19 protein-coding genes are annotated in these 15,476 nt (G+C 68.3%); 13 read left to right on the top strand and 6 right to left on the bottom strand.

Features of this window, described 5'->3' with window-relative positions:
- The first annotated feature begins 2 nt into the window (after positions 1-2).
- The 6 genes from EIK80_RS21015 to EIK80_RS20990 are packed head-to-tail and all read left to right on the top strand — an operon-like array spanning position 3 to position 4,063.
- Positions 3-992: an adenosine kinase gene (locus tag EIK80_RS21015; RefSeq protein WP_125158970.1), complete on the top strand. Its 990-nt coding sequence runs from the start codon at positions 3-5 to the stop codon at positions 990-992.
- An 8-nt stretch (positions 993-1,000) separates the two neighbouring features.
- A complete protein-coding gene (hisB, locus tag EIK80_RS21010) occupies positions 1,001-1,591 on the top strand; it encodes an imidazoleglycerol-phosphate dehydratase HisB (RefSeq protein WP_125158969.1) in 591 nt (196 codons plus the stop codon).
- A 9-nt stretch (positions 1,592-1,600) separates the two neighbouring features.
- Positions 1,601-2,242: an imidazole glycerol phosphate synthase subunit HisH gene (gene hisH, locus EIK80_RS21005; protein ID WP_125158968.1), complete on the top strand. Its 642-nt coding sequence runs from the start codon at positions 1,601-1,603 to the stop codon at positions 2,240-2,242.
- Positions 2,230-2,964 (top strand): 1-(5-phosphoribosyl)-5-[(5-phosphoribosylamino)methylideneamino]imidazole-4-carboxamide isomerase, encoded by a 735-nt coding sequence (gene hisA / locus EIK80_RS21000; protein WP_199170688.1) that lies wholly within the window; start codon positions 2,230-2,232, stop codon positions 2,962-2,964. The genes hisH and hisA overlap by 13 nt, the downstream gene beginning before the upstream one ends.
- The gene (gene hisF / locus EIK80_RS20995) at positions 2,964-3,740 is read left to right on the top strand and encodes an imidazole glycerol phosphate synthase subunit HisF (RefSeq protein WP_125158967.1); all 777 of its coding nucleotides are present in this window, start codon (positions 2,964-2,966) and stop codon (positions 3,738-3,740) included. Before hisA ends, hisF begins: the two co-directional genes overlap by 1 nt.
- A complete protein-coding gene (locus EIK80_RS20990) occupies positions 3,737-4,063 on the top strand; it encodes a phosphoribosyl-ATP diphosphatase (RefSeq protein WP_125158966.1) in 327 nt (108 codons plus the stop codon). Before hisF ends, EIK80_RS20990 begins: the two co-directional genes overlap by 4 nt.
- Before the next feature lie 21 nt (positions 4,064-4,084).
- Here the strand turns inward: EIK80_RS20990 and EIK80_RS20985 are convergent, their stop codons facing one another.
- From EIK80_RS20985 to timA, 3 genes are read right to left on the bottom strand one after another with little or no spacing between them, the layout of a single operon-like run.
- Positions 4,085-4,651 carry a Smr/MutS family protein gene (locus EIK80_RS20985; protein WP_125158965.1) on the bottom strand — a complete coding sequence of 189 codons (567 nt, stop codon included), beginning with the start codon at positions 4,649-4,651 and terminating at the stop codon, positions 4,085-4,087.
- A 1-nt stretch (position 4,652) separates the two neighbouring features.
- The gene (locus EIK80_RS20980; RefSeq protein ID WP_125158964.1) at positions 4,653-5,807 is read right to left on the bottom strand and encodes a murein transglycosylase A; all 1,155 of its coding nucleotides are present in this window, start codon (positions 5,805-5,807) and stop codon (positions 4,653-4,655) included.
- Positions 5,807-6,412 (bottom strand): TIM44-related membrane protein TimA, encoded by a 606-nt coding sequence (gene timA, locus EIK80_RS20975; protein ID WP_148099119.1) that lies wholly within the window; start codon positions 6,410-6,412, stop codon positions 5,807-5,809. The genes EIK80_RS20980 and timA overlap by 1 nt, the downstream gene beginning before the upstream one ends.
- Before the next feature lie 144 nt (positions 6,413-6,556).
- Between timA and secB the strand changes: the two genes are divergently transcribed.
- Entirely contained in the window at positions 6,557-7,051 is a 495-nt protein-coding gene (gene secB, locus EIK80_RS20970; protein ID WP_125158962.1) for a protein-export chaperone SecB, read from the top strand.
- Positions 7,052-7,112: 61 nt separating this feature from the next.
- Here secB and EIK80_RS20965 read toward each other — a convergent pair whose 3' ends face one another.
- Entirely contained in the window at positions 7,113-7,799 is a 687-nt protein-coding gene (locus EIK80_RS20965) for a response regulator transcription factor (protein ID WP_199743582.1), read from the bottom strand.
- Between the two features lie 130 nt (positions 7,800-7,929).
- On the opposite strand from EIK80_RS20965, the gene EIK80_RS20960 reads away from it, so the two are divergent.
- On the top strand, positions 7,930-8,439 hold the full coding sequence (locus tag EIK80_RS20960) for a L,D-transpeptidase (protein ID WP_125158960.1): 510 nt from the start codon (positions 7,930-7,932) through the stop codon (positions 8,437-8,439).
- Here the strand turns inward: EIK80_RS20960 and EIK80_RS20955 are convergent.
- On the bottom strand, positions 8,436-9,089 hold the full coding sequence (locus EIK80_RS20955) for a YggS family pyridoxal phosphate-dependent enzyme (protein ID WP_125158959.1): 654 nt from the start codon (positions 9,087-9,089) through the stop codon (positions 8,436-8,438). The two genes, EIK80_RS20960 and EIK80_RS20955, sit on opposite strands and share 4 nt — an antisense overlap.
- Before the next feature lie 32 nt (positions 9,090-9,121).
- Between EIK80_RS20955 and EIK80_RS20950 the strand changes: the two genes are divergently transcribed.
- Positions 9,122-9,727, top strand: coding sequence for a thiamine phosphate synthase (locus tag EIK80_RS20950; RefSeq protein ID WP_233586902.1), 606 nt, complete (start codon positions 9,122-9,124; stop codon positions 9,725-9,727).
- Here the strand turns inward: EIK80_RS20950 and EIK80_RS20945 are convergent.
- Positions 9,724-10,134, bottom strand: coding sequence for an NtrZ family periplasmic regulatory protein (locus tag EIK80_RS20945; protein WP_199743570.1), 411 nt, complete (start codon positions 10,132-10,134; stop codon positions 9,724-9,726). The two genes, EIK80_RS20950 and EIK80_RS20945, sit on opposite strands and share 4 nt — an antisense overlap.
- Positions 10,135-10,387: 253 nt before the next feature.
- Here EIK80_RS20945 and EIK80_RS20940 point away from each other — a divergent pair, with 253 nt between their 5' ends.
- The 4 genes from EIK80_RS20940 (at position 10,388) to holA (ending at position 15,304) form a co-directional block, all read left to right on the top strand.
- Entirely contained in the window at positions 10,388-10,915 is a 528-nt protein-coding gene (locus EIK80_RS20940; RefSeq protein ID WP_125158956.1) for a DUF3576 domain-containing protein, read from the top strand.
- 217 nt (positions 10,916-11,132) lie between these two features.
- Complete coding sequence (gene leuS, locus EIK80_RS20935; RefSeq protein ID WP_125158955.1) at positions 11,133-13,718, top strand: leucine--tRNA ligase; 2,586 nt, start codon at positions 11,133-11,135, stop codon at positions 13,716-13,718.
- Between the two features lie 17 nt (positions 13,719-13,735).
- Positions 13,736-14,245 (top strand): LPS assembly lipoprotein LptE, encoded by a 510-nt coding sequence (gene lptE / locus EIK80_RS20930; RefSeq protein WP_125158954.1) that lies wholly within the window; start codon positions 13,736-13,738, stop codon positions 14,243-14,245.
- Between the two features lie 6 nt (positions 14,246-14,251).
- Entirely contained in the window at positions 14,252-15,304 is a 1,053-nt protein-coding gene (gene holA / locus EIK80_RS20925) for a DNA polymerase III subunit delta (protein WP_125158953.1), read from the top strand.
- The last annotated feature ends 172 nt before the right edge of the window (positions 15,305-15,476 follow it).

Raw genomic sequence — 15,476 nt, 5'->3', positions numbered from 1 at the left:
CCATGACCGCGCTCTACGACGTCGCCGGCATCGGCAACGCCATCGTCGACGTCATCGCCCAGTGCGACGACGCCTTCCTCGCCCAGGAAGGCCTGACCAAGGGCTCGATGGCCCTGATCGACCCGGCGCGGGCCGCGAGCCTCTATGACGCCATGGCCTCCGGCATCGAGGCCTCGGGCGGCAGCGCGGCCAACACCCTGGCCGGCGTGGCCAGCTTCGGCGGCAAGGCCGCCTTCATCGGCAAGGTCGCCGACGATCAGCTGGGCCGCGTGTTCCGGCACGACATGCAGGCCATCGGCTGCGCCTTCACCACGTCGCCCCTGGCCGAGGGCCCGGCCACGGCCCAGAGCCTGATCAACGTCACCCCAGACGCCCAGCGCACCATGTCGACCTATCTGGGCGCGTGCGTCGAGCTGACCCCGGCCGACGTCGACCCCGCCATCATCGAGGCCGCCCAGATCTCGTATCTGGAAGGCTATCTGTTCGATCCGCCGGAAGCCCGCCGCGCCTTCGCCAAGGCCGCCGCCCTGGCCCACGGCGCCGGCCGCAAGATCTCGATGACCCTGTCCGACAGCTTCATGGTCGATCGCCATCGCGGCGCCCTGATGGGCTTCATCGAGACCCAGTGCGAGATCGTCTTCGCCAACGAGAGCGAAGTCTGCTCGCTGTTCGAGACCACCGACTTCGACGCGGCGGTGAAGGCCCTGGCCGAGCGCTGCGAGATCGCCGCCGTCACCCGCAGCGAAAAGGGCTCGGTGATTGCTTCCGGCGGAAGCCTCCACGAAATCTCGGCCTATCCGGTGGAAAAAGTCGTGGACACGACCGGCGCGGGCGACCAATACGCCGCTGGCTTCCTCTACGGCCTTTCGCAGGGCCGCCCGCTGCCGGTCTGCGGTCAGCTGGGCTCCCTGGCCGCCGCCGAGGTGATCGACCATTATGGCCCACGTCCGCAGGTGTCCCTGCGCGACCTGGCCCGGAAGAACGGACTGTAAGGACGCAGATGGCCCGCACCGCTGAAGTGGTCCGCGAGACGAAGGAGACCCAGATCCGGGTCTGGATCGATCTCGATGGGACCGGCGCCTCGACGATCTCCACCGGCATCGGTTTCTACGACCATATGCTGGAGAGCTTCGCGCGCCACGGCGGCTTCGACCTCAAGGTCGAGACCAAGGGCGACTTGCACATCGACATGCACCACACGGTCGAGGACACCGGCATCGTGCTGGGCCAGGCGATCCACAAGGCGCTGGACGGCTTCAAGGGCGTCCGGCGCTTCGGCCACGCCTATATCCCGATGGATGAGACCCTGACGCGCTGCGCCATCGATCTCTCCAACCGGCCGTATCTGATCTGGAAGGTCGAGTTCAAGCGGCCCAAGGTCGGCGAGATGGACACCGAGCTCTTCAAGGAGTTCCACCACGCGTTCGCCATGAACTGCGGGGCGTGCGTCCATCTGGAGACCCTGTACGGCGACAACACCCACCATGTGGCCGAAAGCGGCTTCAAGGCCCTCGCCCGGGCGCTGCGTCAGGCGGTCGAGATCGACCCGAAGACCGGCGGTCAGGCTCCGTCCACCAAGGGCGTGCTGTAAGGATACTCCATGCAGACCGTCGCCCTGATCGACTACGGGTCGGGCAACCTGCGTTCGGCCGAGAAGGCCCTGCGTGAGGCGGCCCGTCGCCGCGCGCTCGACGCCGAGATCGTCGTCACCGCCGACCCCGACCTCGTCGCCGAGGCCGACCGCGTCTTCCTGCCCGGCGTCGGGGCCTTCGCCTCGTGTCGCGCGGGTCTGGACGCCACCGGCGTCTACGACGCGATGAACCACGCCGTGCACGGCCGCGGCGTTCCCTTCATGGGCATCTGCGTCGGCCACCAATTGCTGGCGACCGAAGGCCTGGAATTCGGCGTCACGCCGGGCCTGGACTGGATTGCCGGCCAGGTGAAGAAGCTCGAGCCAAACGACCCGGCCCTGACCATCCCGCACATGGGCTGGAACGCCATCAGCTTCGTCCGCCCTCACGCCCTGTTCGCGGGGATCGAGGACGGCGCCCACATGTACTACGCCAACTCCTTCGCCCTGGACGCGGCCGACCCGGCCGATGTCGTCGCCACCACCGACCACGGCGGCCCGTTTGTCGCGGCGGTGGCCAAGGACAATGTCGCGGGCGTACAGTTTCACCCCGAAAAGTCACAAGCTTCAGGGCTCGCCCTGCTCGCCAACTTCCTGGAATGGCGCCCATGATCCTCTATCCCGCCATCGACCTGAAGGACGGCCAGTGCGTGCGCCTGCTGCACGGCGACATGGAGAAGGCCACGGTCTTCAACACTTCGCCCGCCGACCAGGCGCAGCGCTTCGTCAAGGACGGCTTCTCGTGGCTGCATGTTGTCGACCTTAACGGCGCCATCGAGGGTAAGTCGGTCAACACCGCCGCCGTCGAGTCGATCCTGGAGTCGATCTCGATCCCCGTGCAGCTGGGCGGCGGCATCCGCACGCTGGAAGGCGTCGAGGCCTGGATCGAGGCGGGCGTTTCCCGCGTCATCCTCGGCACCGTGGCCGTCCACGACCCGGACCTGGTCCGCAAGGCCGCGCGCCTGTGGCCCGAGCAGATCGCCGTGGCCGTCGACGTCCGTGACGGCAAGGTCGCCATCGACGGCTGGACCGGCCTGTCGGACCTCTCCGCGATTGACCTGTCGCGCCGCTTTGAGGACGTCGGCGTCGCCGCCCTGATCATCACCGACATCAGCCGCGACGGCGCCCTGACCGGCGTCAATGTCGAGGGCGTGGGCGAACTGGCCGACGCGGTCTCCATTCCCGTCATCGCCTCCGGTGGCGTGGCCGCGGTCGCCGACATCGAGCGCCTCAAGGCCCGCCCGGGCGTCGAGATCGCCGGCGCCATCCTGGGCCGCTCGCTCTACGCCGGCACGATCAAGCCATCCGAAGCCCTGATCGCGGCGGCCGCCTGATGCTGAAGACCCGGATCATTCCCTGCCTCGACGTGAAGGACGGGCGGGTGGTCAAGGGGGTCAATTTCGTGGCCCTGCGCGACGCCGGCGACCCGGTGGAACAGGCTCGCGCCTATGACGCCGCCGGCGCCGACGAGCTGATGTTCCTGGACATCACCGCCTCCAGCGAGGGCCGCGGCCTGATCCTGGACGTCATCTCGCGCACCGCCGAGGTCTGCTTCATGCCCGTCTCGGTGGGCGGCGGCGTGCGACAGGTCTCCGACATGCGCCGCCTGCTGCTGGCCGGCGCCGACAAGGTCTCGGTCAACACCGCCGCCGTCGAGAACCCCGACCTGATCGCTGCCGGCGCCGACGCCTTCGGGGCCCAGTGCGTGGTCGTGGCCATCGACGCCAAGCTGCGCGAGGACGGCTCGGGCTGGAACGTCTGGACCTATGGCGGCCGCAAGGACACTGGCCTCGACGTGGTCGACTGGGCCGCCAAGGTCGTCGAGCGCGGCGCGGGCGAGATCCTGCTGACCTCGATGGACCGCGACGGGGCCAAGATCGGCTACGACATCCCGCTGCTGAAGGCCGTGACGGGCGCGGTCAATGTGCCGGTGATCGCCTCGGGCGGCGCGGGGACCACCGAACATCTGGTCGAGGCCGCGCGCGACGGCCACGCCGCCGCCGTGCTGGCCGCCTCGATCTTCCACTTTGGCGAGATCAGCATCGGCGAGGCCAAGCAGGCCATGGCCGACGCCGGCATTCCCGTGCGCCTGGACCGGAGCGCCGCATGAGCCAGCGCCTGACTGACGTCCTGCAACGCCTGGCCGCCACGATCGCGGCCCGCAAGGGTGGTGATCCGTCGGTGTCCTACACCGCCAAGTTGCTCAACGACCCCGCCCTCGCCGCCAAGAAGCTGGGCGAGGAAGCCGTCGAGACGGTGATCGCCGCCGTGGCTCAAGGTCCGGATGCGTTGGCGGCCGAAAGCGCCGACCTGCTCTACCACTGGCTGGCGCTGATGGCGGCGTCGGGGGTGTCCCTGGACGCCGTGGCCGAGAAGCTGGAGGCCCGCGAAGGGACCTCGGGCATCGCCGAGAAGGCGTCGCGGAAACACTGAAGGCGCCCGAAAGCCTCGCTGCTAGCCCTTGCGCTTCAGCGCCACATACAGCGCCCCATCGCCGCCGTGCCGCTGATCGGCGGTCGAGACCCCGGCGATCATCTCGCGCAGGGCCGGACCCGCCAGCCATTCCGGCGTCCGCTGCTTCAGTACGCCGTGTCCGACCCGGCCCTTGCCGGTGATCACCAGCACCGCCCGGTGGCCATCGTCATAGGCGCGTCGGATGAAGCCCTCCAGCGTGGCCCTCGCCCGGTCCTGGTCGAGGCCATGCATGTCCAGGCGGGCGCCGATCGGGTCGTGCTCCTTGACGATGCGGCGCTTGCGGTTGGGTTCGATGTGGTGGACGGGACCCTTCAGGACCTTGGCCGGCGCCGGCTTGAGCTCCTCGGGACTGACGCGCAGGGGCGCAATCGAGGCCAGGTGGGTGGGCTGCTCCACCGGAATGGCCGTGTCGCTCTTCACCGGCCGGATCCGCGCCTTGGAGCGCATCTTCTCGGGCTTTCCCGGCGCGCGCGGCGTCACCGTCGAGGCGACGAGCTTCCAGAGGCGCTTGTCGTCCTCGGGTCCGGGCGGCGGCTTCCTGACCATGTCAGCGCGGTACGAGCCGGTACAGGCGTAGGGTGTGGCGCACGCGACCGGCCTCGGCGCCGGCGGCGGCGCCCGAGCCCATATAGAGATCGGCGCGGACATCGCCCTTGATCGCCCCGCCAGTGTCCAGGGTCATGGCCAGTCGGCGATAGGCCGGGAAGGCGCCCGCCAGCTTCGGCGCGGCGGCGTCCAGCCAGTAGAGCTCGCCCATGGCGTGGCGGCTGGGATCGATGGCGATGGCTCGTCCCGGAGGCAACGGCGCGCCGGCCGAGCCCACAGGCTCCTTGCCGTCATCAGGAAGCGTCTTGAAGAACACGTAGCGCGGGTTCAGCCGCATGATCGCGTCGGCCTCCGGCCCGCGATGGTCGGCCAGCCAGGCGCGGATGGCGTCGCCCGAGGTGTTGTTGTCGGGCAGCAGGCCCTTGTCGCGCATGGCGTTGGCGATTCCGACGAACGGCCTGCCATTGGTCCCGGCAAACACCGCGCGGACGCGGCGGCCATCGGGCAGAACCAGAACGCCCGAACCCTGGATCTGCAGGAAGAACAGCTCCTCCGGTCGCATCCAGGCCAGGGGCTTGTCGGTGGGGGTCGCCTCGATCTCGGCCCGGTCCGGATAGGGCGCGAAGGTCGGGCCCTCGATGTGGCCGGTGATCTTCTTGCCGACGAAGCTGGGCTCAAAGGCGCCGAGGTCCAGCACGACCAGGTCGGCCGGGACGCCGCGGACCGGGACGGTGAACTCGGCGTTGCGCGACATCCGCGCCTCGTACTGGGGGGCGAAATAGGCGGTCAGCAGGCCCTCGTCGCTCCCCTCCTTCTGGCGAACCGGCTCGACCCGGAAATTGGCTTCCAGAAACGCGCGCGCGCCGGGTTCGTCCTGGACGGTGGCGTTGCGGGCCAGGCCGCAGACGCGGGCCATGGCCGGATCCTTGGCGACGCCGCAGCCGGCGCGGAAGGCGTCGAGGGCCGCGACGTGATCCTCCTCGGCCCAGCCGACCAGACTGGCGAACGACACCGTCGTTGCGGGCGAGGTCGTCGGGGGCGGTGTCGTTGCCGGCGGTGAAGGCGGCGTGGACGTCGTGCTGGCGCAGGCGCTCAGCAGCAGGCCCGCCAGGGCCAGGGGGGCGAAGGCGGTCTGGACGCTCAGAATCCGAGTCATTACGCCTCGGCGGCGGCGACGAAGGCCAGGCGCCAGTTGGGATTGGCGCTCTTGACCTCGCGCTCGAAGGTCCAGAGCTCGGCGGTGCGGCGGTCGTCGACGCCCTCGCCGCGCTCGTCCTTGGTGCGGGTGCGCACCTCGGCCAGAATCCGCACCACCGCCTTGGCCAGGTCGCCGACCAGGTCGATCCGCTCGAGGTCCAGGCGCGGCGGGGCCATGAACTCGACCTTCTCGCTGCGGCCGGCGGTCTCGCGGGCGGCCATGGCCTGCTCGAAATTGGCCATGACGTCCGGGGCCAGCAGCGGCTTCAGCGTCTCGCGGTCGCCTTCGGCGTAGGCCTTGACGATCTGCTCATAGGCCGAACGGGCGCCGGCCAGGAACTTGGTTGGATCGAAGTCCGGTTGTTTGGACCTCAGAGCCTCCAGGCCCTCGGTGCGCAGGATCGGATGCGTCTCGGCCGGAAGCGGAGCCGCGCCGGGCTGGGCCGTGACGACGTCCTCGGGCTGACGGCCCGTACGACGCCCCAGGGTGGCGTACAGCTGATACAGGACGACCGCGGCGACCGCGGCGAGGAACAGGATCTGGAGCACTTCAAGGTCCGGCAACGGGCTTTGGGCCCAGGATATCATCTCTATATAGGCGAGACGCGTTCTCTCGTCAGGCGCCCAGCGTTGCGCCGGACGGGCCCTCATGGTAGCAGCGCCCACCTTTCTTAGGCGTTTTAGACGCCGATTACGGATTTTATCCTAATGACCGACACCACCGCCCCCGAGGCGACTTCGGACGACAACGCCGCCGCGCAATCGGGCATCCGTATCCTGGCCCAATTCGTCCGCGACTTCTCGTTCGAAAACCCGCTGGCGCCCGACAGCCTGCGCGCCGGCGCGGCCCAGCCCGCCATCGACATGGGCGTCGAAATGAACGCCCGTGGTCGCCCGGATGGCCTGTTCGAAGTCGACCTGAAGCTCTCGGCCCGCGCCACGCGCGAAGAGCAGGCCGTGTTCCACATCGAAGTCGTCTACGGCGGCCTGTTCCACATCGCGGGCGTCGCTGAGGAAGACCTGGAGCCGGTGCTTCTGATCGAGTGCCCCCGCTTCCTGTTCCCGTATGCGCGTCGCCTGATCTCGGACGTCACGGCCGAAGGCGGCTTCCCGCCCTTCCTGATCGATCCGATCGACTTCGCCGGCGTCTACGCCGCGCGCAAGGCCCAGGCCGAAGCCGGCGGCGTGATGGGCAACGCCTAGCCTCGAACGCCACCGCGAAAATACAAGAAGGCCCGGTCATCGCTGACCGGGCCTTTTTTCTTTACGGCTGCAGGCGGTAGCCGCCCATCTCGGTGATCAGGATCCTGGCCGCCCCTGGATCCGGCTCGATCTTCTGGCGCAAGCGGTAGACGTGGGTCTCCAGCGTGTGAGTGGTGACCCCGGCATTATAGCCCCAGACCTCGGTCAGCAGCTCCTCGCGCGACACGGGCTTGGAGCCGGCGCGGTAGAGGTACTTGAGGATGTTGGTTTCCTTCTCGGTCAACCGCACCTTCTTCTGCTTTTCGTCGACCAGCAGCTTGGCCGAGGGGCGGAACTCGTACGGACCGATGCGGAACAGCGCGTCTTCCGACGCTTCGTAGCTGCGCAGCTGGGCGCGGATGCGGGCCAGCAGCACCCCGAAGCGGAAAGGCTTGGTGACATAGTCGTTGGCCCCGGACTCCAGGCCCAGGATGGTGTCGCTGTCGCTGGCCGCCGCTGTCAGCATGATCACCGGGGCCGTGACCCCGTTCTTGCGCATCAGGCGGCAGGCCTCCCGGCCGTCCATGTCGGGCAGGTCGACGTCCAGCAGGATCAAGTCAGGCTTGACCTCGCGCGACATCTTCACGCCCTCGCCGGCCGTTGCGGCCTCGGCCACGGCGAATTCCTCGTGCAGGGCCAATTGCTCGGCCAGGGCGCCGCGCAGGTCCTCGTCGTCGTCGATCAGCAGAAGCGTCTTGCGTTGCGCCATAAGGCGGAACATGCACCGCTGCGGCCCTCGGGGACAACCCCGAGCGGGGCCTTAAGCTCAATAGCGGAAAGTGGTAGCGGGTTTCGGCGGCCATTGAGCGCCAAACAGGAATGTCTGGGAGACACCTTTGATGCTGTTTCGAGCCCATGCGGATGGCCGCTTCGAGCTGAACGGGCGCACCGTGCGCTGCGCGATCGGCAAGGCTGGCGCGATCGCCGCCGCCGATAAGCGCGAGGGCGACAACAAGAGCCCGGCGGGGACATGGGTCATGCGCGAGGTCTGGTACCGGCCCGATGTCTATAAAGGCGGTCCAAAGACCGCCCTGCCCCTCCACGCCACCCGCCCCGACGACGGCTGGTGCGACTCCCCGGGCGATCCGAACTACAACCGCCCTGTCCTGCTGCCCTACCCGGCCAGCGCCGAACGGATGTGGCGTGACGACCACGTCTACGACCTGGTCGTCATCCTGGGCCACAACGACCGTCCGCCCGCGCCAGGCATGGGTTCGGCGATCTTCATGCACCTGGCCCGCGACGGCTATCCGGGCACCGAGGGCTGCGTGGCCCTGGCGCGACCGGACCTAGAGGCGGTGCTGGCCATCGCCAAACCGGGCGACGCGGTCGAGATCGTCGCCGACTAGCCGTAGTGGCGGTCGCCGAACAGCGCCGAGCCTACCCGAACCGAGGTCGCGCCCTCGGCGATGGCGATCTCGAAGTCGTCGCTCATGCCCATCGACAGCTTCTCGACGCCGTTGCGCGCGGCGATGGCCCGCAAGGATGCGAAATAGGGCGCGGGATCGGCGCCGACAGGCGGGATGCACATCAGGCCCTCGATCGTCAGGCTGTAGGATTCGCGGCAGGCGGCGAGGAAAGCGTCGGCTTCTGAGGGTGCGACGCCGGCCTTCTGGACCTCCTCGCCGATATTGACCTGCACGTAGAGTCGCGGGGCCTTGCCCACCCGCTGGATCTCCTCGGCCAGCACGCGGGCCAGCTTCTCGCGGTCGAGCGTCTCGATGACGTCAAAGAAATCGACCGCCTCGCGGGCCTTGTTGGTCTGCAGCGGGCCGATCAGGCGCAGCTCGAGGCCCTCGCGGCGCGGACCCCAGCGCTCCATCGCTTCCTGAACGCGGTTCTCGCCATAGACTTTCTGTCCCGCCTCCAGCACCGGCGCGATATGCTCCCAGGGCTGGGTCTTCGACACCGCCACCAGAGTCACCGATCCGGCCTGCCGGCCGGCGCGCGCCTCGGCGACGGCGATGCGGTCCTGGATCCGAGCGAGAGCGTGGGACATTGGGGGCAGCCTTGGACGGGAACGTGAGCGAACTGGAAGTCCTGTCTAGTGCGGCCGCGGCCTTTCCGCCAAGGACCGTGCGCGGCCAGGCCCTGCCCCACCTGCTGTTCTTCACCGATCCGCAGCGGGTTCCTAACCCCGAGGCGATCGCCGAGCGCCTGCCGGCCGGCGCGGGGATCGTCTACAGAGCGTTCAGCGCCGAGGACGCGATCGAGCGCGGACGCCGGCTGCGGGTGATCGCCACCGAGCGCGGCCTGCTGCTGCTGGTCGGCGCCCATCCGGGTCTGGCCGAGGGCGTCCGCGCCGATGGCCTGCACATGCCGGAGCGGCTCTCGGCCGAGATCCCTCGCCTGCGAGCCGAGCACAGTCGCTGGCTGATCACCGTCGCGGCCCATGATCGGGGCGCGATCCAGGCGGCCGAGCGCGGGGGCGCCGACGCCGTCGTCGTCTCGCCGATCTTTCCCAGCAACAGTCCGTCGGCCGGCGAGCCGCTGGGCGTGGAGGGCCTAAAGGATCTCGTCGCAGCGACGTCGCTGCCCGTCTACGCGCTGGGCGGGGTGCGCGCGCGCACGGTCTCGCGGCTGATCGGCAGCGGGATTGTCGGGATCGCGGCCGTGGAGGCCTTGGCCGGACCTTAGAACTTGAAGGCGGTCTCGAGGCGTACGCGCGGAGCCGGATCGGGCTGCTGGGCCTTGCGGGCGGCGAGCGCCGGGTTGGATTCACCGAGGCTGACGGCGCCGCCGACGCGGATCGACGGAGTCACCTTGAAATAGGCGCCGGCCTGGACGTCCTGCATTTCCATTTCGCGGCTGGACGGCTGATCGAGGTCCAGCTTCAGGCCCCAGCGACCCTTCTTGGCGTCCCAACGCAGGGTGCGCTTGTCATCCTGCGGATACTGGACGCCGGCGGCGGCGCTGGTGAAGTCGTTCTTGACCGAGAAATCCGGCGTGACGGCGTGCGGCTTGGCTTGGGCGAACGCCATCGAGGCCGATCCCGTCAGGATCAGCGCGGCAGTCCCCGCCAGAAAGAAACGCGTCGCGGTCATCACCACTCGCCGCCTATACTCAGTTGTCCCCACCCATCCCATGTAGGAACGAGCCCCTTACATTGCGATTAAAGGCTGGAGCGGAACGCGGTCAACCTCGCTTCGGTCGCACCCGGCGCCAAATTGGGCGATTCAATCGAGTCCTGTTGCGACGAGGTCACGCGATTCCTGTTTTGAGGCGGCGCAGCCATGCTATAGACCGGCTCCCGGCCGCGGGGGCGCGCCAGGGTGCGCGCGAGCGCCCGAAAGACATTTGGAGCGAGGTACTATGGCGTTTGAACGTGGGTCTGTGATGCGCGGCGTCGCCGCGGGCGTCCTGGCTCTGTCGATGCTGAGCATGACCGCATGCGCCAGCAACAAGCCCCCCAAGACTTTCTCCACGCAAAGCGACGAGCCGGGCCTCAACCCGTTCAAGCGCTTCGGCGGCGGCGCCAAGGCCCCGGCGTCGGAAGGCTCGATCGGCGTCAACGGCTATCTGTGGCGCGCCAGCCTGGACACCCTGGCCTTCATGCCCCTGGCCTCGGCCGACCCGTACGGCGGCGTGATCATCACCGATTGGTACGTGAACCCGGAAACGCCGGCCGAGCGCTTCAAGGCCACCGTCTACATCCTGGACACCCGCCTGCGCGCCGACGGCCTGAACGTCACGGTGTTCAAGCAGTCCAAGGACATCAACGGCGCCTGGGTCGACGCTCCGGTCGCCGATCAGACCGCCACCGATCTCGAGAACGCGATCCTGACCCGCGCCCGTCAGCTTCGACTTTCGAACATCAAGAACTAAGGCGCTCACGGGTCCTCTTCCAGGCGAAGAGGACCCTGGCTTCCTATTTCTCTACGCGCTCCAGCCGCGAAACCGCTTAACTTGTCGCGGACGCGCGCGGAGCCTGCCTTGGCAGGTTCCAAGTCCAATAGTTGGGCGCACGATAACCGCCGAAACCGCTTACACTTTCGGCTATCTCGCGCCCGGCGCGTTCCTGCATCCAAGACCCTGGTTTCCGATGGCCCGCTATAATCCCAAAGACACCGAACCCAAGTGGCGCGAAGCCTGGGCGAAGGCCGACGTCTTCAAGACCGGCGAGATCAACGACGGCCGTCCGAAATACTACGTCCTCGAGATGTTCCCGTACCCGTCGGGCCGCATCCACATGGGCCACGTCCGCAACTACGCCATGGGCGACGTGGTGGCCCGCTACAAGCGCGCTCAAGGCTTCAACGTCCTGCACCCGATGGGTTGGGACGCCTTCGGCATGCCGGCCGAGAACGCGGCCATGGAGCGCGGCGTCCATCCCAAGGGCTGGACCTACGACAACATCGCCGCCATGCGCGAGCAGCTGAAGTCGCTGGGCATCTCGGTCGACTGGTCGCGCGAGTTCGCCACCTGCGACCCGGAATATTACGGCAAGCAGCAGGCCTGGTTCCTGCGCCTACTGAAGCGCGGCCTGGTCTATCGCAAGGAAGCCTCGGTCAACTGGGACCCGGTCGACATGACCGTCCTGGCCAACGAGCAGGTCATCGACGGCAAGGGCTGGCGCTCGGGCGCGACGGTCGAGAAGCGCAAGCTGACCCAGTGGTTCCTGCGCATCACCGACTACGCCGACGCCCTGATCGACGGCCTGAAGACCCTGGACCGCTGGCCCGACAAGGTTCGCCTGATGCAGGAGAACTGGATCGGCCGCTCGAAGGGCCTGCGCTTCAAGTTCCAGTTCGACGGCGAAGCGCCCGACAGCATGGCGGACGGCCTGGAGGTCTACACGACCCGGCCCGACACCCTGTTCGGCGCCAGCTTCGTCGGCGTCGCGCCCGAGCATCCGCTGGCCGAGCGCCTGGCTATCGAGAACCCGCAGATCCAGCAGTTCATCGCCGACTGCCGCAAGGGCGGCACCTCTGAGGCCGAGATCGAGAGCGCCGAGAAGCTGGGCTACGACACCGGCCTGCGGGTGAAGCACCCGCTGGACCCGTCGATAACCCTGCCCGTCTGGATCGCCAACTTCATCCTGATGGACTACGGCACCGGCGCGATCTTCGCCTGCCCGGCCCACGACCAGCGCGATCTGGACTTCGCCCGCAAATACGGCCTGCCGGTCAAGCCCGTCGTGTTGCCCAACGGCGAGGATCCGACGAGTTTCCAGGTCGGCAACGAGGCCTATGTCGGCCCTGGCAAGATCTTCAATTCGGAATTCCTGGACGGCATGGACGTCGAGGCCGCCAAGGCCGAGGCCGTCGCCCGCATCGAAGCGGCCGGCCAGGGTCAGGGCGCGACGGTCTATCGCCTGCGCGACTGGGGCGTCTCGCGCCAGCGCTACTGGGGCTGCCCGATCCCGGTCGTCCACTGCCAGGCCTGCGGCGTCGTGCCCGTGCCGGAAGACCAGCTGCCGGTCGCCCTGCCCGAGGACGTCACCTTCGACAAACCGGGCAATCCGCTGCTGCGTCACCCGACCTGGCGCCACACCACCTGTCCCTCATGCGGCGGCAAGGCCGAGCGCGAGACCGACACGCTGGACACCTTTATCGACTCCAGCTGGTACTTCGCGCGCTTCGCCGACACTCACGCCGCCGAGCCGGTGGGCAAGGACGCGGCCGACCACTGGCTGCCGGTCGACCAATATATCGGCGGCGTCGAGCACGCGATCCTGCACCTGCTCTACGCCCGCTTCATCACCCGCGCCCTGAAGGACGAGGGCCTGCTGTCGGTCGAGGAGCCCTTCGCGGGCCTGTTCACCCAAGGCATGGTCACCCACGAGGCCTACAAGAACGAGGCCGGCGAGTGGGTCGAGCCGTCGGACATCCGTATCACCGTCGAGGGCAACGCCCGCTCGGCTGTCCACGCCACGACCGGCGCGCCGATTATCATCGGCGACGTCGAGAAGATGTCGAAGTCCAAGAAGAACGTCGTCGCCCCCGAGGACATCTTCGAGGCTTATGGCGTCGACAGCGCGCGCCTGTTCGTGATGTCTGACAGCCCGCCAGAGCGCGACGTGCAGTGGACCAATGCCGGCGTCGAGGGCAGCTGGCGCTTCACCCATCGCCTGTGGAACGAGTTCGACAGCCAGCCGGCCGGCGACTTCGCTCACGACGACAGCGACGAAGCGGCCCTGGCCCTGCGCAAGTCGGCTCACAAGCTGATCGGCTTCGTCACCGACAGCATCGAGGGCTTCCGCTTCAACAGCGGCGTGGCGCGTCTGTACGAGTTCCTGAACGCGCTGAAGGCCGCTCCGGCCGAAGGCGCTTCGAACGCCGTCCTGGCGGCCCGCGCCGAGGCCCTGAACATCCTGGCCCGCCTGGTGGCCCCCTTCACCCCGCACCTGGCCGAAGAGGCCTGGGCCCGCATCGGCGGCGAAGGCATGGTCGTCAACGCGCCCTGGCCAAAGGCCGACCCGGCCCTGGCCGCGGACGACGAGCGCGTCCTGCCGATCCAGATCAACGGCAAGCGTCGCGGCGAGATCAAGGTCAAGGCTGGGGCGCCGGAAGACGAGGTTCAGAAAATCGCTCTGGCGGATCCGAACGTCCTGGCTCACCTTGAAGGGGTCACGGTCCGCAAGGTGATCGTCGTCAAGGACCGCATCGTCAACATCGTGGCCAACTGAGACCCCAAGGGACCTCTATGAAACGCACCCTGGCGGCTGGCGCTTTCGCGCTCTCGACCCTCGCCCTCTCGGCCTGCGCCGGCTTCACGCCGCTGTATGGCCAGCCGGGCGTCGAGGGCGGCCTCTCCAGCATCGAGACCGTCGCGGCCGAGGGCCGGGGCGGCTACCTGCTGCGCGAGCAACTGGACGACGCCTTCGGCCATAAGCAGGGCGACGCCACCGCCTATAAGCTCTATTTCTCGGTCAAGGAGATCCGCTTCGCCCGGGGCGTGCGTCTCGACAACGTCGCCAACCGCTACGAACTGCGGATGAGCGTCGACTGGCGGCTGATGGACGCCAAGAGCGGCAAGGAAGCCACCAACGGCAAGACCGAGGTGTCGGTGACCTACGACTCCGCCGACCAGCCCTACGCGGCCATTGCGGCCCAGAACGACGGCCAGGAGCGGGCGGCGACCGAAGCGGCCCGCAAGATCCAGCTGGATCTCGCCACCTGGCTGGCGGCCGGCAAGAAAAAGCCGGCGGCCTAGCGGGTCATGATCCTCTCCAAGCGTCCGGACGTCGAACGCTTCCTGCGGGAGCCGGCCCCGGACATCCGGGCCGTGGTCATCTACGGCAAGGATCGGGGCGTCGTGCGCGATCGCGCCAACGCCCTGGCCAAGCGCGTGGTCGCGCGTCCGGACGATCCCTTCGACACCGCCATGCTGACCGACGGCGACCTCGACGCCGATCCGGCCAAGCTGGAGGACGAGCTTTCGGCGATGTCGCTGATGGGCGGCCGCCGCCTCGTCCGCCTGCGGCTGGCCGGCGAGAAGGCCGGACCCGACAAGCAGGCCGCCGAGGCCTTGACCCGCCACGTCGAGGGCCAGCTCAATCCCGACGCCTTCTTCCTGGTCGAGGCCGGGGCGCTGGGCCGCGACTCCCAGCTGCGCAAGGTCGGCGAGAAGGCCAGCGGCTGCGCCGTCATCCCTTGCTATGAAGACGAAGCGGGCGACCTGGCCCGACTGACCCGCGACACCCTGGCCAATGACAAGGTCGGGCTGAACAGCGAAGCGCTGGACCTCTTCGTCTCCCGCCTGCCCAAGGAGCGCGGCGTGGCCCGCGCCGAGATCGAACGGCTGGCGCTCTATCTGGGTCCCAACAGCGGCGTCACCGCCACCGCCGCCGACCTGACCGATTTTCTGGGCGTCGAGCCCGAGGCCTCGCTCAGCGACGCCGCCGCCGACGCCTTTGGCGGCAAGGCCGGTCCTGCCCAGCAGGCTCTTCGCCGCGCGGCCGCCGAGGGCGAAGGCGGTCCGGCCGCCGTCCGGGCCATGGGCTACTATCTTGGCCGTCTGCGCCGCGTGCTGACCCTGCATAAGAATGGCGTCGACCTGCAGGCCGCCGCCAAGGCCGCCGGCGTGTTCTGGAAACAGGAGCGCGAGTTCCTGCGTCAGGCGCGCGCCTGGAACCTGGAAGCCATCCTGGAAATCCAGGGCGAGATCCTCAACGCCGACCGCGCCTGCAAGACGTCCGGCTCGCCCGACCAGCTGATTTCCGAACGCCTGGCGCTGATGATAGCGGGGCGCGCGCGTCGCTTGGGTCTCTAGGCTCCAAAACCCTCTAAAAGGGCTCTTTGCGCGCCTGTGGATGCTTCTTGAGAAAGCCTTTTAACAGAAGGGTTTGCGGCGGAAATCGCTGTGAGCCGCCCTCCTCTGACGAAAACGGCGCCTCCCGGAGTACGGAACGGCGCCGTTTGGTGCGCGACAGAAGCGATTTTGG

This window comes from Caulobacter sp. 602-1, assembly GCF_003931565.1.
Classification (GTDB): Bacteria; Pseudomonadota; Alphaproteobacteria; order Caulobacterales; family Caulobacteraceae; genus Caulobacter.
Note: the sequence above shows the minus strand (reverse complement) of the source record. Positions and strands in the feature narration are given on the sequence as shown.

Bases quoted from the DNA above. Each gene is read 5' to 3' on its own strand.
- EIK80_RS21015 (WP_125158970.1), top strand. From the start codon at position 3: ATGACCGCGCTCTACGACGTCGCCGGCATCGGCAACGCCATCGTCGAC.
- hisB (WP_125158969.1), top strand. From the start codon at position 1,001: ATGGCCCGCACCGCTGAAGTGGTCCGCGAGACGAAGGAGACCCAGATC.
- hisH (WP_125158968.1), top strand. From the start codon at position 1,601: ATGCAGACCGTCGCCCTGATCGACTACGGGTCGGGCAACCTGCGTTCG.
- hisA (WP_199170688.1), top strand. From the start codon at position 2,230: ATGGCGCCCATGATCCTCTATCCCGCCATCGACCTGAAGGACGGCCAG.
- hisF (WP_125158967.1), top strand. From the start codon at position 2,964: ATGCTGAAGACCCGGATCATTCCCTGCCTCGACGTGAAGGACGGGCGG.
- EIK80_RS20990 (WP_125158966.1), top strand. From the start codon at position 3,737: ATGAGCCAGCGCCTGACTGACGTCCTGCAACGCCTGGCCGCCACGATC.
- EIK80_RS20985 (WP_125158965.1), bottom strand. From the start codon at position 4,651: ATGGTCAGGAAGCCGCCGCCCGGACCCGAGGACGACAAGCGCCTCTGG.
- EIK80_RS20980 (WP_125158964.1), bottom strand. From the start codon at position 5,807: ATGACTCGGATTCTGAGCGTCCAGACCGCCTTCGCCCCCCTGGCCCTG.
- secB (WP_125158962.1), top strand. From the start codon at position 6,557: ATGACCGACACCACCGCCCCCGAGGCGACTTCGGACGACAACGCCGCC.
- EIK80_RS20965 (WP_199743582.1), bottom strand. From the start codon at position 7,799: ATGGCGCAACGCAAGACGCTTCTGCTGATCGACGACGACGAGGACCTG.
- EIK80_RS20960 (WP_125158960.1), top strand. From the start codon at position 7,930: ATGCTGTTTCGAGCCCATGCGGATGGCCGCTTCGAGCTGAACGGGCGC.
- EIK80_RS20955 (WP_125158959.1), bottom strand. From the start codon at position 9,089: ATGTCCCACGCTCTCGCTCGGATCCAGGACCGCATCGCCGTCGCCGAG.
- EIK80_RS20945 (WP_199743570.1), bottom strand. From the start codon at position 10,134: ATGACCGCGACGCGTTTCTTTCTGGCGGGGACTGCCGCGCTGATCCTG.
- leuS (WP_125158955.1), top strand. From the start codon at position 11,133: ATGGCCCGCTATAATCCCAAAGACACCGAACCCAAGTGGCGCGAAGCC.
- lptE (WP_125158954.1), top strand. From the start codon at position 13,736: ATGAAACGCACCCTGGCGGCTGGCGCTTTCGCGCTCTCGACCCTCGCC.
- holA (WP_125158953.1), top strand. From the start codon at position 14,252: ATGATCCTCTCCAAGCGTCCGGACGTCGAACGCTTCCTGCGGGAGCCG.